14 protein-coding genes and 1 tRNA gene are annotated in these 14,419 nt (G+C 71.6%); 5 read left to right on the top strand and 10 right to left on the bottom strand.

The window, feature by feature from the left end; genetic code table 11:
• Window positions 1–11 precede the first annotated feature (11 nt).
• On the top strand, window positions 12–692 hold the full coding sequence (locus AC6CKD_RS23085; RefSeq protein ID WP_498329526.1) for a MerR family transcriptional regulator: 681 nt from the start codon (window positions 12–14) through the stop codon (window positions 690–692).
• Here AC6CKD_RS23085 and AC6CKD_RS23080 read toward each other — a convergent pair.
• Window positions 674–1,477, bottom strand: coding sequence for an exodeoxyribonuclease III (locus tag AC6CKD_RS23080; protein WP_498329525.1), 804 nt, complete (start codon window positions 1,475–1,477; stop codon window positions 674–676). The two genes, AC6CKD_RS23085 and AC6CKD_RS23080, sit on opposite strands and share 19 nt — an antisense overlap.
• Window positions 1,478–1,512: 35 nt before the next feature.
• On the bottom strand, window positions 1,513–1,803 hold the full coding sequence (locus AC6CKD_RS23075) for a hypothetical protein (protein WP_498329523.1): 291 nt from the start codon (window positions 1,801–1,803) through the stop codon (window positions 1,513–1,515).
• 302 nt (window positions 1,804–2,105) lie between these two features.
• On the opposite strand from AC6CKD_RS23075, the gene AC6CKD_RS23070 reads away from it, so the two are divergent.
• Both AC6CKD_RS23070 and AC6CKD_RS23065 read left to right on the top strand, forming a co-directional pair.
• Window positions 2,106–2,609, top strand: coding sequence for a GNAT family N-acetyltransferase (locus AC6CKD_RS23070; RefSeq protein WP_498329521.1), 504 nt, complete (start codon window positions 2,106–2,108; stop codon window positions 2,607–2,609).
• 150 nt (window positions 2,610–2,759) lie between these two features.
• Window positions 2,760–3,311 (top strand): TIGR04222 domain-containing membrane protein, encoded by a 552-nt coding sequence (locus tag AC6CKD_RS23065; RefSeq protein WP_498329520.1) that lies wholly within the window; start codon window positions 2,760–2,762, stop codon window positions 3,309–3,311.
• 84 nt (window positions 3,312–3,395) lie between these two features.
• On the opposite strand, the gene AC6CKD_RS23060 is transcribed toward AC6CKD_RS23065, so the two are convergent.
• The 7 genes from AC6CKD_RS23060 to galU all read right to left on the bottom strand — a co-directional run bounded on the left by AC6CKD_RS23060 (window position 3,396) and on the right by galU (window position 8,801).
• Window positions 3,396–3,469: transfer RNA gene (locus AC6CKD_RS23060), tRNA-Ala, on the bottom strand.
• 78 nt (window positions 3,470–3,547) lie between these two features.
• Window positions 3,548–4,591 (bottom strand): divisome protein SepX/GlpR, encoded by a 1,044-nt coding sequence (gene sepX / locus AC6CKD_RS23055; protein ID WP_498329519.1) that lies wholly within the window; start codon window positions 4,589–4,591, stop codon window positions 3,548–3,550.
• Between the two features lie 157 nt (window positions 4,592–4,748).
• Window positions 4,749–5,369 carry a GNAT family N-acetyltransferase gene (locus AC6CKD_RS23050; protein ID WP_498329517.1) on the bottom strand — a complete coding sequence of 207 codons (621 nt, stop codon included), beginning with the start codon at window positions 5,367–5,369 and terminating at the stop codon, window positions 4,749–4,751.
• Window positions 5,370–5,386: 17 nt separating this feature from the next.
• A complete protein-coding gene (locus tag AC6CKD_RS23045; protein WP_498329715.1) occupies window positions 5,387–5,911 on the bottom strand; it encodes a MogA/MoaB family molybdenum cofactor biosynthesis protein in 525 nt (174 codons plus the stop codon).
• Between the two features lie 62 nt (window positions 5,912–5,973).
• Window positions 5,974–6,477: a cyclic pyranopterin monophosphate synthase MoaC gene (moaC, locus tag AC6CKD_RS23040; protein ID WP_498329515.1), complete on the bottom strand. Its 504-nt coding sequence runs from the start codon at window positions 6,475–6,477 to the stop codon at window positions 5,974–5,976.
• 73 nt (window positions 6,478–6,550) lie between these two features.
• On the bottom strand, window positions 6,551–7,894 hold the full coding sequence (gene glp, locus AC6CKD_RS23035) for a molybdotransferase-like divisome protein Glp (protein ID WP_498329513.1): 1,344 nt from the start codon (window positions 7,892–7,894) through the stop codon (window positions 6,551–6,553).
• A 4-nt stretch (window positions 7,895–7,898) separates the two neighbouring features.
• Window positions 7,899–8,801, bottom strand: a complete 903-nt coding sequence (gene galU, locus AC6CKD_RS23030; protein WP_498329511.1) for a UTP--glucose-1-phosphate uridylyltransferase GalU — start codon at window positions 8,799–8,801, stop codon at window positions 7,899–7,901.
• 92 nt (window positions 8,802–8,893) lie between these two features.
• Here galU and AC6CKD_RS23025 point away from each other — a divergent pair, with 92 nt between their 5' ends.
• Window positions 8,894–9,505: a 5-formyltetrahydrofolate cyclo-ligase gene (locus AC6CKD_RS23025; RefSeq protein ID WP_498329509.1), complete on the top strand. Its 612-nt coding sequence runs from the start codon at window positions 8,894–8,896 to the stop codon at window positions 9,503–9,505.
• 9 nt (window positions 9,506–9,514) lie between these two features.
• Here AC6CKD_RS23025 and AC6CKD_RS23020 read toward each other — a convergent pair whose 3' ends face one another.
• Window positions 9,515–12,355, bottom strand: a complete 2,841-nt coding sequence (locus tag AC6CKD_RS23020) for a penicillin acylase family protein (protein ID WP_498329507.1) — start codon at window positions 12,353–12,355, stop codon at window positions 9,515–9,517.
• Window positions 12,356–12,668: 313 nt separating this feature from the next.
• On the opposite strand from AC6CKD_RS23020, the gene AC6CKD_RS23015 reads away from it, so the two are divergent.
• Window positions 12,669–14,288, top strand: a complete 1,620-nt coding sequence (locus AC6CKD_RS23015; protein WP_498329713.1) for a potassium/proton antiporter — start codon at window positions 12,669–12,671, stop codon at window positions 14,286–14,288.
• Window positions 14,289–14,419 lie beyond the last annotated feature (131 nt).

Below are 14,419 nucleotides of genomic sequence, written 5' to 3'. Positions count from 1 at the left end.
CAAGGACCACAGTGCGCGAATACCGCACGGAAGAGCTGGCCGAGGCCGCCGGCATCCCCGTACGCACCCTGCGCTTCTACCGTGAGCGCAAGCTCCTGCCGCCGCCCCGCCGCGAGGGCCGCATCGCCTGGTACGACGACCACCACCTGGCCCGGCTGCGCACCGTCGCCGCCCTGCTGGAGCGCGGCCACACCCTCGGCGGCATAGCCGAGCTGACCGTCGCCTTCGAGAACGGCCGCGACGTCGGGCAGCTGGGTGAGCTGCTCGGCATCGGCTGGTCGGAGGAGACCCCGGTCCGCCTGACGCCCGAGGCCCTCGCCGACTACTTCGAGGGCGAGGTCACGCCCGAGAACCTGGCGGCCTCGCTCGACCTCGGCTACCTCGCCACCGACGGCGAGGAGATCGTCCACGTCAGCCGCCGGCTCCTGGACGTCTCCTCGGCCCTGGTCCGCGAGGGCGTCCCGCTCTCGGCGGTCCTGGAGGCGGGCCGCCGGGTCCGCGAGCACGCGGACGCGATGGCGGCCCTGTTCGCGGAGCTCATCTCCACCCACATCTCGGAGGAAGCGGTCCCGCGCCTGCGCCCGCTGGCCAAGAGCGTGGTCGAGGCGGAGCTCACGATGGCCATGGACCGCCTGCGCCCGCCGGCGCCGGGGCCCTCCCGACCCTCGTCCCCTCAGACGCCGAGCTCGTAGACCACGGTCACGGGCGCGTGGTCGGACCACCGCTCGGGGTGCGTCTCGGCCCGCTCCACGAACGCCTTGACGGCCCTGGCCGCCAGCCCCGGCGTCGCCACCTGCAGGTCGATCCGCCAGCCGGCGTCGTTGTCGAAGGCCCGCCCGCGGTAGGACCACCAGGAGTACGGCCCCTCGGTGTCCGGGTGCAGGCTGCGCACCACGTCGACGTACCCGGCGGCGTCGTACACCTGCCCGAGCCACTCGCGCTCCTCGGGCAGGAAGCCCGCGCTCTTCCGGTTGGTCTTCCAGTTCTTCAGGTCGGCTTCCCGGTGGCAGATGTTCCAGTCACCGCAGACGACGACCTCCCGGCCGTCCGCGGCCGCCCGCGCCTTGAGCTCCTTCAGATAGCCGAGGAACTCCCCCATGAACCGGTACTTCTCGTCCTGCTTCTCGGTCCCCGCCTCCCCGGAGGGCAGGTAGAGGCTGGCGACGGTCACACCCGGCAGGTCGATCTCCAGGTACCGCCCGCTCGTGTCGAACTCCTCGCTCCCGAAGCCGACCCGCACCCGCTCCGGCTCCCGCCGCGTGTACACCGCGACCCCGGCCCGCCCCTTGGCGGCGGCCGGCGCGAACACCGCGTGCCACCCCTCGGGCGCCCGCACCTCGTCCGGAATCTGCCCCTCCTCGGCCCGCACTTCCTGCAGGCAGACGACGTCGGCGTCCGATCCGGCCAGCCACGGGGAGAACCCCTTCTTGGCGGCGGCGCGGATCCCGTTGACGTTTACGGACGTCACAGTGATCAAGACATGCTCCCCACATCGCACAAAACGGGAACAGCCTACTCGGCGGCACCATCCGGGGGACCTTTCGTCTCATCGCCATCGCCCCATGGGTCCCGCTCCCACAGCGGATGCACGGCGATAATCACGGGTGCCCCCTCTCGCCGCCTGAAGGTAACTCGACGAACGAGCTGCTTGAGCAGCGCGTTCTTTTCGGAGTTCAGGAGCACGCCCCACTCCTGCGCCAGCCCGACGATCAGAGGCTCACATTCGGCGCGGCCAAGCCTTGCCTCGCCCGTCACCCTTTCCGCTTCGAGGACGATCCAGTCGTGCAGCTCACCCTCGACCACGGACCGCCGAACCCAGAAGCCGGGGCAACCATGCGTACTCGTCACCGAGCGTCGGCCACAGCAGTAGGAGTAACCCCGTACGAGTTGCTTCTGCCCGTCCCGGCCCTTGCGGTCCCTCGACTCCACCGGGGCGGTACCACGACAGAGATCACACTTGGCGAGGTTGGTGAGCGGATAGAGAGGTTTGACGGAGCGCGGTAGCCTCTTGCGCCTGCTGTCGCGTTCATCCGGGCTGCTCCGGAGCCCTGGCCCGGCCGGGCCGCACCACTCGGGCAGTGAGCCGTGGCCCGTAGGCTGTTCGGATGTCTCAGGAGATCCAGCTCCGCGTCGTGTCGTACGACCACCCGGACGCGGTCAAGCTCAACGACCAAGTACAGATCGAATACCAGGAGCGCTACGACGGCGAGGGTGACGAAACCTTCCTCGACCCGGCGATGTTCGACCCGCCGAGGGGCCTCTACCTCCTCGCCTACGACGCTTCGGACACGCCGATAGCCAGCGGCGGCTGGCGCGGCCACGAGGCGAACGACGAGGGCTACGCCGACGGCGACGCCGAGCTGAAGCGCATGTACGTGGTCCCCGAGGCCCGCGGCCTGGGCCTGGCCCGCCGCATCCTCGCCGCCCTGGAAGCGGACGCCCGCGCGGCCGGCCGACTGCGCATGGCCCTGGAGACCGGCGACCAGCAGCCGGAGGCCATCGCCCTCTACCTCTCCGAGGGCTACACCCTGACGGACGCCAAGTTCGGCCACTACCGCTTCCACGACTCCAGCCGCTGCATGACGAAGCCGCTGGACCCGGGAGCCTGAACCGGGAGCCTGACCCGGGAGCCGCGGCCCGAGCCGGGTGCCCGGCCGCGAACCTCAGATCGGCCTCTGAACTCCCCACCGCCACGGTCCGTCCCCCGGCCACCGCACCCACACTGGGCCGAGGACGTCATCACGACCCAAGGGGGGACCGTGCACACCGATCCGACCGTCCACGAACTGGCCCACCTGGCAGGCGGGCCCCAACGCGTCGCCGAAACCGCCCTGATCGCCCTGCGCGACCTCGGCGCGCTGACCATCACCGGACCCCGCGTCCGCGCGACCTCGCCCACCCCGCCCGCCCGTCACCCGGTCGAAGCGGTGCTCACGGCGTTCTGCTCGCGCGGGCGCGGCGTCGCGGACGCGATCGCCTTCGTGCGCGAGGCTCCGCAGACCGAGGAGATCGGCCGCCGGCTGCGCACCCTCGGCCTCCTCTCCCGCATCGGCCACCGCCCCACCCGCGCCGGCCGCCGGCTGCTCGCGGAGGCCGAGTCCGCGGGCACGCACCCCGCCCACGTCTTCCAGGGACCGTCCGCCATCGAGGACCGCCTCCTGCGCAACCTGATCACCGGCACCCGCACCCCGACGGTCCTGGACCGTCTGAGACGCCGCCCTCCCGCCCTGGACCGCGACGGCAGCGGAAGCTGCGGCAGCGGCGGCGACTTCGGCATCGGCGGCAGCGGCGGCGGCTCCGGAAGCGACTGATCCGAACGCAAAAGATCCCGCCCGGTCTTCCGACCGGACGGGATCTCGTGACGTTCTCGGGAGCAACCCGTGAACTGTCGTTTGTGGACCTGTGGGGATTTGAACCCCAGACCCCCTCGATGCGAACGAGGTGCGCTACCAGACTGCGCCACAGGCCCTTGCGACGTGTGAAACATTAGCATCCCCTCGCGGGTGCTCCAAAACCGGTATCGGGGAGCGTCCGCGCAGGTCATCGATCACTCGTTCGCGGCGCGCGGGCGCTCGTCGCCCTCGTACTGGTCGAAGAGGGGCGTACGGGCCGCGTCGCGCGGCCGGGGGCGCGGCGACGGGGTGGACGGCTGGGCGCGCAGGCGGGGTTCCGTCGGCTCGGCCGTGCTGGAGCGGGTCGCGCTCCAGGGGTCCGGGGTCGCCGGTCCGGTGGCGCGCGGGGCGACCGGGGCCGTCACGTACGTCGGCAGCGGCACCGGGACGGGCTCCCAGCTGTCACCGCGGGCGGGTCCGCGCTCGCGCTCGCGCTGCTGGTCCACCCACTCCGCGTGGTCGGTCTGCTCGACCAGGGCGCGCCGGCCGGCCTCCTGCGGGGAGACGGGTGGCGCGGGGTCCGGGTCGGAACCTGCCGCGGCCGTGCCTTCGGGGTGCTCGGCGTGCCGGCGCCGGGGGCGGTTCTCGCGCAGGTGGCGGGCGGCCGCCTCGGCGCGCCGCCGGTCCATCGTGAACTCGTAGCGGCGTCGCTCCTGGACCCGCAGGTGCACGATGTAGGTGCTCAGCAGCAGGGCGGGGACGGCCGGGGCCCACAGGTACTGGAGTCCGCCGACGGCGGCGGCGACCGCGCCGAGGGTGAAGATCAGGAAGAGCAGTGCGGTGGTGCGCCGGCGGCGGGCCAGGACGACCAGGCGCTGCTCGCGGCGGGCCCGCTCCACACGGTCGGCCCGCTCCACGCGGTCGGCCCGCTCGGAAGCGGCCGATCGCGGCTCGGAACGGGTCGGCGGGGGCACGACGACGGCCCGGGCGTCGGCGGCGTCCACGGGTTTCACCGTTTCCGTCGCGGCGTCCGGGTCCGCGGGGGGCTGGGGCTGCGCCTCCTCGTCACCGCGCTCACGCAGCCCCTTGGCGTAACGGCGCTCCATTCCCGCCCGGCCGGAAAGCAGCCGGATGGCGGTGGAGAAGCGTTCCGTCGGACGGGCTTCGTTCAGCTCGTCCTGCCTCCGGAGCCACATGGGCACCAAGTAGGCGGCCCAGGCCCCGACAATGACTGCGTAGATGAGGCCGCTGCTGCTCACACCCCACACCGTAGAGGGGCGCGGCCGGGCGGATCCGCCAATTGGGACGGCGTGTCGCCCGATCTCGCTGATATCACGGACTTTTTTTGTGATTCTTCGGATCAGGTTATGGGCGAATCGGTCATTGAGCGAAGGAATTCGAACAGATATCGGATTTCTATTGTTCGGTGGACTCCGCGGGACCGTGGGGATGGCGCTCGCGGTGCCAGCGGCGCAGCAGCCCCTCCGGCGCCTCCTCCGTCGTCAGCGCGTACACGAGGTGATCGCGCCACGCCCCGTCGATGTGCAGGTAGCGCGGGCGCAGTCCCTCCTCGCGGAAGCCGAGCTTCTCCACCACCCGCCGGCTCGGACCGTTCTCCGGCCGGATGCACACCTCGATCCGGTGCAGCCCGACCTTGCCGAAGCAGTGGTCGACCGCCAGTGCGACCGCCGTCGGCATCACGCCGCGGCCCGCCACGTCCCGGTCCACCCAGTAGCCGACGTGGCCCGCGCACATCGATCCCCAGGTGATCCCGGCGACCGTCAACTGGCCCACCAGGCGGCCTTGGTACTCGATGACGAACGGCAGCATGCGCCCCGCGTTCGCCTCCGCCCGCAGGTGGCGCACCATCTGGCGGTACGTCGGCCGCTGGATCACCGGCCCCCAGGGCGCGGGCGGCGGGATCGTCGCCTCCCACGGCCGGAGCCAGTCGCGGTTGCGGCGGTTGACCTCGCGCCAGGCGGCCTGGTCCCGCAGCTTTATCGGCCGGAGCGTGACGTCGCCGTCCGCCAGCACCACCGGCCAGGAGGGGCCGTTCAGCTCGCGCTCCCCGGCGGTCCGGTCTCGGGCCGGGGGTGGTCTCCGCCGCGGATCTGGTCGACGGCGTGCAGCAGGACGCGGGACAGGACCGCGATGCCGTCGCGGACCCCGCCCGTGGAACCCGGCAGGTTCACGATCAGGGTGTGCCCGGCCACGCCCGCCAGGCCCCGGGACAGGGCCGCGGTGGGCACCTTCGCCAGGGACTCGGCCCGGATCGCCTGCGGGATGCCCGGGATCTCGTAGTCCAGGACCCGGGCGGTGGCGTCGGGGGTCCGGTCGGTCGGCGAGATGCCGGTGCCGCCGGTGGTCAGGATGACGTCGTACCCGGCGGCCACGCCCTCGCGCAGGGCCGCCTCCACGGGGTCCCCGTCGGGGACCACGCGCGGGCCGTCCACCGCGAAGCCGAGCGCGCGCAGGCCCTCGGCGAGCACCGGGCCGCCCTTGTCCGCGTACACGCCCTGCGAGGCCCGGTTCGAGGCCGTGACCACCAGCGCGCGCGGCGAGGGGGGCTGCGGGGTCACCGGGTCCGCCGCTTCGGCACGGGTGTGTGCGTGGCTGTGGACCTCGCCGCCGCGCGGGGCGTTCACGAGCGCGCCCAGTCGCCGGACTTGCCGCCCGTCTTCTCCTCGACCCGCACGTCGGTGATGACCGCGCCCTTGTCGACGGCCTTGACCATGTCGATGACGGTGAGCCCGGCGACCGCGACGGCGGTCAGCGCCTCCATCTCGACGCCCGTGCGGTCCGTGGTCTTGACGGTGGCCAGGATCTCGACGGCGTCGTCGGTGACCTTCAGGTCCACCTTCACTCCGGAGACGGCCAGCGGGTGGCACAGCGGGATCAGGTCGGGGGTCTTCTTCGCCCCCATGATCCCGGCGATCCGCGCGGTGGCGAGGGCGTCGCCCTTGGGCACGCCCTCGCCCCGCAGCAGTTCGACGACCCGGGGAGAGACGAGCACGCGGCCGCTGGCCCGCGCCGTCCGGGTGGTGACGTCCTTCGCCGAGACGTCGACCATCCGGGCCGCGCCGGCCTCGTCGATGTGCGTCAGCCTGGTGCCGGCGGCGCCGCCGGCGCTGCTCTGCGTACTCATATCTGCGTGCCGCTCCCGTCCGGGCCCCGCAAGGGCCTGTGTGGTGCAACACGCTACCCGCATCCGCGGGACCTCAGCCGAGCAGGACCACTTCCAGCTCGGCGCCGGGCTCCACCGAGGTCACGTCCTCCGGTACGACCATCAGCGAGTCGGCGTGCGCCAGTGCGGCGATCAGGTGCGAGCCCGATCCGCCGACCGGGCTGACCGTGCCGTTCTCCGCGTCGTACGTGCCGCGCAGGAACTGCCGGCGGCCCGCCGGAGAGCCGAGGGCCTTGTCCGCCTTGAGCACCGCGCGCACGCTCGGCCGGCTGACCTCGGAGGCGGGCAGGCCCATGAGGGCGCGGATCGCGGGGCGCACGAACAGCTCGAAGGAGACGTAGGAGGAGACCGGGTTGCCGGGCAGGGCCAGCAGCGGGGTGTGGTCGGGGCCGATGGTGCCGAAGCCCTGGGGCTTGCCGGGCTGCATGGCGAGCTTGCGGAAGTCGATGCCCGCGCCGTCCACCCCGTCATCGCCGGTGGAGACGGCGGTGAGGGCCTCCTTGACCACGTCGTAGGCGCCGACGCTGACCCCGCCCGTGGTGACCAGCAGGTCGGCCCGGATGAGCTGGTCCTCGATGGTGGAGCGCAGGGTGTCGGCGTCGTCGGCGACGGCTCCGACCCGGTAGGCGATGGCCCCGGCGTCCCGCGCGGCCGCGGCCAGGGCGAAGCTGTTGGAGTCGTAGATCGTGCCGGCCGTCAGGGCCTCGCCGGGCTGGACCAGTTCGCTGCCGGTGGACAGGACGACCACGCGCGGGCGCGGCCGCACCCGAACGGTGCCCCGGCCGATGGCGGCCAGCAGGGCGATCTGCGGCGGTCCGAGGACCGTTCCCGCGGCGAGCGCGAGGTCCCCGGCCTGTACGTCGCTGCCGCGCGAGCGGACGTGCGCCCGCGCCTCGGCCGCACGGTGGACCCGTACCTCGCCCGCGGCGCCCTCGGGCGACTCGCTGGCGGGGTTCATTCCGGAGGCGGCGCCGCCGCCCGTGCCGCCGTCGGTCCATTCGACCGGTACGACGGCTTCCGCGCCGGGGGGCAGCGGGGCGCCGGTCATGATGCGGGCGGCCTGGCCGGGGCCGACGGTCGGCAGCTCGCCGTCGCCGGCCGCCACGTCCCCGATGACCGTCAGCACCGCGGGGAACTCCTCGCTGGCGCCCTGGACATCGGCGGTCCGGACGGCGTAGCCGTCCATCGAGCTGTTGTCGAAGGGCGGCAGGGCCACGGGCACGGTGACGTCCTCGACGAGGACGCAGCCCTGGGCGTCCAGCAGCTGGAGCTCGATGGGCTCCAGCGGCCGGACCGTGCCGAGGACGTCCGCCAGGTGCTCGTCCACCGACCAGAGGCGCTGGGCGGCGGGGTCCTGCGGTGCTTCGGGCTTGCTCAAGGTCCTACATCTCCTCCGTGACGTACTGGTGAAGCCAGGTGCGGAACTCCGGGCCCAGGTCCTCACGCTCGCACGCGAGCCGGACGATGGCCCGCAGGTAGTCCCCGCGGTCTCCGGTGTCGTAGCGGCGGCCCCGGAAGACCACGCCGTGCACCGGGCCGCCGACGGTCTCGTCGGCGGCCAGCTTCTGCAGGGCGTCGGTCAGCTGGATCTCACCGCCGCGGCCCGGCTCGGTCTCCCGCAGTATGCCGAAGATCGCGGGATCGAGGACGTACCGTCCGATGACCGCGTAATTGCTCGGCGCGTCCGCGGCGTCCGGCTTCTCCACGAGACCGGTGATGCGGACCACGTCGGCCTCGCCGGTCGACTCGACCGCGGCGCAGCCGTAGAGGTGCACCTGGGAGGGATCCACCTCCATCAGCGCGACGACGGTGCCGCCGGCGCTCTGCTGGATCTCCGTCATCCGGCGCAGCAGCGGATCGCGGGGATCGATGAGGTCGTCGCCGAGGAGGACGGCGAAGGGCTCGTCGCCGACGTGCGGCTCGGCGCACAGCACCGCGTGGCCCAGGCCCCGGGGGTCGCCCTGGCGGACGTAGTGCATGGTGGCCAGGTCGCTGGATTCCTGGACCTTCTTGAGCCGGTCGTCGTCACCCTTGGCGATGAGGGCCGACTCCAGCTCGTAGTTGCGGTCGAAGTGGTCTTCGAGAGCACGCTTGTTACGGCCCGTGATCATGAGGATGTCGTCGAGCCCGGCCGACACGGCTTCTTCGACGACGTACTGAATGGCCGGCTTGTCCACCACAGGGAGCATTTCCTTGGGTGTCGCCTTGGTCGCCGGAAGGAACCGAGTGCCGAGGCCCGCGGCCGGGATGACGGCCTTTTTGATCACGGGGTGCAACTGAGTCATGAGCGGAACGATAGTCGCTCGCCGTGAGGGCCACGTGAGGTTCAGATGAACATGATCAGGTATACCCCGATAGAAACGGATACGAGCCAGCCGTGACAGAGAACCAGCCTTCGAGGGCCAAGACGGAGCTGCGCCGCGAACTCCTCGCCGCCCGCCGCGCCTTGTCCGCCGACACCCTCCGTACGGCGGCCCGCGCCCTCTCCCGCTCCGCCCTGGAGCTGCCCGAACTCGCGGCCGCCGATACCGTGGCCGCCTACGTCTCCATCGGCTCCGAACCCGGCACCCGCGAGCTGCTCGACGCCCTGCGGGCGGCCGGCGCCCGGGTGCTGCTGCCCGTCCTGCTGCCCGACAACGACCTCGACTGGGCGGCGTACGAGGGCCCGGACAGCCTGGCCGAGGCCGCGCACCCGGGGAAGATGCGGCTCCTGGAGCCCTCCGGTCCCCGCCTCGGCCCGGACGCGGTGACCGGCGCCGACGCCGTCCTGCTGCCCGGACTGGCCGTGGACCGGCGGGGGATGCGGCTCGGCCGGGGCGGAGGCTCGTACGACCGGGTGCTGGAGCGGCTGGAGCGCGCCGGGGCGCATCCCGCGCTGGTCGTGCTGCTCTACGACGACGAGGTGGTCGCGCGGGTCCCGGAGGAACCGCACGACCACCCCGTACGAGCGGTGGCCACCCCGTCGGGGGTGCTCCGCTTCAGCGCCTGAACCGGCCGGTCACGAGCCCTCGGGCTGGAGGGTCAGGGTGTCGACCGCGGCCTTGGCCACGGCGTCCTTCCCGAAGGGCCAGTCGAGCAGTTCGCCCTTGGCCCACATCGTCGTCTGGTCCGTGTAGTGGTCGTGGTACGCGTGCCCCGAGGCGCCCGTCAGGTTGATCCAGCGGGACTTGTCGAAGTCGGCGAGGTTCACGACCATCCGCATCGACGGCACCCAGGTGACCGCGTACCCGCTGGAGGCGTTCCAGCCGGTCGCGTTGACGGTGGCCTCGCCGCCGCCCAGGTTCCAGGGGCCGCGGTTGAGGAGCCACTGGAGGTAGCCGGGGCCCTCGGTGCCGATCGTCTGGTTCTTGAGCATCAACTGGTGCAGCCGTCCCCAGCTCCAGGTCGACTGGTCCTTGCCGAGCTTGGCGGTCAGCTCCCAGCGGGCGTCCTTCATGGCCCGCGCGAAGAGCTGGTCGCGGTTGGTGGTGGCGGCCACGGTGCGGCCGACGGCGGGAGACTGCCACCACTGCGAGTTCTCGTCCTTGACCAGGCGGCGGACCACCTCGAACCAGCGGTCGCCGCCGTCCGGCTGCGCCGAGTCGAAGCCGCGCTCACCGCACTCGCGGACCATCTTGGCGAGGTCGTCGGCCGGTCCGGTGGTCTGCTCGGGGACGTTCATGCAGCTGCCCTCGACCCGCAGCTCCTTGGGCATCTTGTCGCCGAAGGCCAGCTTGAGGATGTTGCGCCAGACCGCGTTGAAGTAAGCGGCGGCGGCCGAGTCGGGCTCCTGGGTGTAGTTCCAGCCCTCCAGCAGCTTCTGCGCGGAGCGGACGTCCGGGTCCGAGACGTCGATCTTGGCCAGCATCGGGGTCAGCAGCGCGGCGATCTCGCTGCTGTTGTCCATCTGCATGGTGCGCATGTCGTCGGTGGAGATCTTCCCGCTGTCCTTGATCTTCGCCTCGATGAGGTCGTTGATCCGCTGGCTGCGGGCTCCGTAGCCCCAGTCGGTGGTCAGCAGGTACGGGTACTTGCCCGCGCCGGTGCCGCTCTCGGTGACCGCCTGGTTCGCGGTCACGATGAAGCCGCGGTCGGGGTTGTACGCCCACGGCATCTCGTCCTGCGGGACGTAGCCGGCGCCGCCGTCCCGGCCGCCCTTCCAGGCGTACTTGGAGTCCCAGCCGGGGGCCGGCATCCTGCCGTCCGCGCCGCCGCCCCGGATCGGGATGCGGCCGGGGGCCTGGTAGCCGATGTTGTTCTTGTTGTCGGCGTAGACGAGGTTCTGCGAGGGGACCTCGAAGTCGCGGGCCGCCGTGCGGAACTCCTGGAAGTTCTTGGCCCGGTTGATCGAGAAGACGGCGTCCATCGACTTGCCGGGGTCCAGCGCGGTCCACCGCAGGGAGACGCCGTAGCCGTTGCCGCGGTCCGGGGCGGCGCTGCTCACGGGGGCGCGGGCGCCGACCGTGGTGATCTCGTCGCTGCGGTCGGAGATCAGTGGACCGTTGTTGGTGGACCGGACGGTGATCTTCTTCTCGCCGCCGCCGGCGATCTTGATGACCTCTTCGCGGGTGGCGAAGGGAAGCACCTTGTTGTCGTAGACGTAACCCTCGGGCTTGACCTGCTCCAGGTAGAGGTCGGTGACGTCGGCACCGAGGTTCGTCATGCCCCAGGCGATGTCGGCGTTGTGGCCGATGATCACGCCCGGCATGCCGGAGAAGGTGTAGCCGGCCACGTCGTACTTGCACGAGGCCGAGGCCGCCCGGCAGTGCAGGCCCATCTGGTACCAGACCGAGGGCAGCTGCGGGGAGAGGTGCGGGTCGTTCGCGAGCAGCGGCTTGCCGGTGGTCGTGTACTGGCCCGAGACGACCCAGGAGTTCGAGCCGATGCCGCTGCCGGCGGGGCCGAGGATCGCGGGGATCTCGTCGAGGGTGTCGGCCAGCGCGCCCAGTTGCGTGCGCAGGCCCACGGTGGCGCCCTGGGCGGTGGCGTTGCCGGCCAGGCCGGTCTCGCCGACGGTCTGGGTGGAGACCCGGGAGCCGGGGGTGCCGCCCTGCCCGCCGGTGGTGGAGCCCACGGGGCTGCCGGAGCCGGGACCGGCCGCGGGGGTGTACTTGCCGCCCTTGACCGTGCCGCCCTCGACGATCGGACGGTTCCGCTCGAAGGGGTACGGCGGGTAGAGCTCGTCGATCTGCGCCTGCGAGAGCTTGCCCGTCATCAGCGCGCGGTCGATCTCGTCCTGCATGTTGCCGCGGAGGTCCCAGGCCATCGCCTTGAGCCAGGCCACCGAGTCGACCGGCGTCCACTGCTCGGGCTGGTAGCCGTCGCTCAGCTTGAGGGCGGCGTGCTCGACGGAGAGGTCCTTGCCGGACTTCCCCTTCAGGTACGCGTTGACCCCGTCGGCGTAGGCCTGCAGGTACTTCTTCGTCTCGGGCGACAGCTTGGTGTCGTACTCCTGCTGCGCGACCTGGCGCCAGCCGAGCGTGCGCAGGAACGCGTCCGTCTCCACCAGGCCGGAGCCGAACATCTCCGAGAGCCGCCCGGAGGTCATGTGGCGGCGTACGTCCATCTCCCAGAACCGGTCCTGCGCGTGCACGAAGCCCTGCGCGCGGAAGAGGTCGTCGTCGGAGTCGGCGTAGAGCTGGGGGATTCCGTTGGCATCGCGCTTGACGTCGACGCTCCCGGTCAGCCCGGAGACCTTGAGGGAGCCGGTGGTCTGCGGGAACGAGGCCCGCACGCTGTCGACGCTCCAGTACGCGCCGTACCCGAGGCCAGCGAAGAGCGCCAGCACCAGGACGAGCACGATCAGACGGGCGCGTCGTCCCTTCTTCTTGACGGAAGGGGCGGTTTCGTTGGCGGGCATCGCTGTCCTTAGAGGGGCAGGGTGGTCCTGGGAGTGCTGGGAGCAACCATAGGCGCAGGACCGCCCCCGTTGATCCGCCAGGGGTCGAGCTCGTGGTCCGCCCCTGCCGACGGCTCGTGACGACGGGTCATGAGGACGGGTCATGAGGACAGGGCCCGGCAGGCGTTTCACAATGTGGCTAATGAGTAAAGGGCGCGCCAAAGATTAGGTAAGGTAACGAAGTACTTGCCGTCCGTGCCCGCGCCGGAACGATCCGTCGGCCCGACGTCCCCCGTTCCGCCGTCGCCCGGCATCTCGAGGAAAGGGCCGCCCGCTGACTGTCCACACGCTGAATGAGCTCCTGCTGGTCTGCTCGCTCGTGCTGCTCGTCGCCGTGGCGGCGGTACGCGTCTCTTCGCGCAGCGGCCTCCCCAGCCTGCTCATTTACCTCGGCATAGGCATCGCGATAGGCCAGGACGGCATCGGCAACGTCGTGTTCGACAACGCCGAGCTGACCCAGGTGATCGGCTATGCCGCGCTCGTCGTGATCCTCGCCGAGGGTGGTCTGGGCACCAAGTGGAAAGAGATCAAGCCGGCCCTGCCGGCCGCGATCGTGCTGTCGCTGGTCGGTGTCGCCGTCAGCGTGAGCGTGACCGCGGCGGGCGCGCACTACCTGGTCGGACTCGAATGGCGGCAGGCCCTGCTGATCGGCGCGGTCGTCTCCTCGACCGACGCGGCGGCCGTCTTCTCCGTCCTGCGCAAGGTCCCGCTCCCCTCCCGGATCACGGGCGTGCTGGAGGCCGAGTCGGGCTTCAACGACGCTCCCGTCGTCATCCTGGTCGTGGCCTTCGCAACCGTCGGGCCGGTCGACCAGTGGTACGTCCTCATAGGCAAGATCGCCCTGGAGCTGGCGATCGGCGTCGCGATCGGCCTGGCGGTGGGCTTCCTGGGCTCGTACGGGCTGCGGCACGTGGCGCTGCCCGCCTCGGGCCTCTACCCGATCGCCGTGATGGCGATCGCGATCACCGCGTACGCGGCCGGCGCGATGGCGCACGGCTCCGGCTTCCTCGCGGTGTACCTGGCGGCGATGGTCCTCGGGAACGCGAAGCTCCCGCACTGGCCCGCCACCCGGGGGTTCGCCGACGGCCTCGGCTGGATCGCCCAGATCGGCATGTTCGTCCTGCTGGGCCTTCTGGTGACCCCGCACGAGCTGGTCCACGACTTCTGGCCGGCGGTGATCATCGGGCTGGTGCTGACGATGGTGGCCCGGCCGCTGGAGGTCTTCCTCTCCCTGCTGCCCTTCCGGGTGCCCTGGCAGGAGCAGGCGCTCATGTCCTGGGCGGGCCTGCGCGGGGCCGTGCCCATCATCCTGGCGACCATCCCCATGGTGTCCGGGATCGAGGGCAGCGAGCGGGTCTTCAACATCGTCTTCGTCCTGGTCGTCGTCTACACCCTGGTCCAGGGCCCGACCCTGCCGTGGCTAGCGCGCAAGCTGAAGCTGGGCACCAGCGACGAGGCCGCCTCCGACCTGGGGATCGAGTCGGCGCCGCTGGAGAAGCTGCGCGGGCACCTGCTGTCCTTCGCGATCCCGCCCGCCTCGCGGATGCACGGCGTCGAGGTGAGCGAGCTGCGGCTGCCGCCGGGGGCCTCCGTCACGCTGGTCGTACGGGACGCACGGAGCTTCGTACCGGCGCCGTCGACCGTGCTGCGGCGCGGGGACGAGTTGCTGGTGGTGGCCACGGACCCGGTACGGGACGCGGCCGAGGCGCGGCTGCGGGCGGTGGCCCGGGGCGGCAAGCTGGCCGGCTGGCTGGGGACCGGCGGGAACGGGGACGGCGGCGGCGGGGGCGGGAAGGGCAAGGGCTCCGGCAAGGGCAAGGGCTCCGGCAAGGGGTCCAAGGGCTCCGGGAAAGCGTCCGGCAGGGGCTTCGGCAAGGGCGACGACAAGCGTTAGAGCGGCGCTCTAATTCAGCATTTTCGATGGACTTTGTCCACATTCACCCCTGCTTGCGTAGGCCTTGAATGCGAAGTTCCAGTTAATCGCAGGTGAAGACACGCCCTGTAGCCCTAATCACAGGGCGCATT

It is taken from the genome of Streptomyces sp. GQ60 (assembly GCF_059758875.1).
The sequence above is the reverse complement of the archived record's forward strand: the minus strand, read 5'-3'. Positions and strand labels throughout refer to the sequence as shown.

Coding starts and splice junctions, on each gene's coding strand:
- AC6CKD_RS23020 (WP_498329507.1), bottom strand. CDS start 12,355: ATGCCCGCCAACGAAACCGCCCCTTCCGTCAAGAAGAAGGGACGACGC.
- moaC (WP_498329515.1), bottom strand. CDS start 6,477: ATGAGTACGCAGAGCAGCGCCGGCGGCGCCGCCGGCACCAGGCTGACG.
- galU (WP_498329511.1), bottom strand. CDS start 8,801: ATGACTCAGTTGCACCCCGTGATCAAAAAGGCCGTCATCCCGGCCGCG.
- AC6CKD_RS23070 (WP_498329521.1), top strand. CDS start 2,106: ATGTCTCAGGAGATCCAGCTCCGCGTCGTGTCGTACGACCACCCGGAC.